Genomic DNA, 270 nt, shown 5'->3' on the forward strand with positions numbered 1-270 from the left:
CGGACGAGCCTTCCTCAGGAAACCTTGGGCTTTCGACGGAGGGGATTCTCACCCCTCTTTTCGCTACTCACACCGGCATTCTCACTTCCAAACGCTCCACTGCTCCTTCCGGTACAGCTTCGCAGCGGTTTGGAACGCTCCCCTACCATTCCTTACGGAATCCGCAGCTTCGGTGGTATGTTTAGCCCCGTTACATTTTCGGCGCGGCGCCACTCGACTAGTGAGCTATTACGCACTCTTTGAATGGTGGCTGCTTCTAAGCCAACATCC

Annotated in this window: 1 rRNA gene; it reads right to left on the reverse strand. The window is 55.6% G+C overall.

What is annotated here, in order from left to right:
* A 23S ribosomal RNA gene (locus tag AC3B4V_RS16270) occupies positions 1 to 270 on the reverse strand; the annotation flags it as partial.

Source organism: Exiguobacterium sp. E17S (assembly GCF_057772545.1).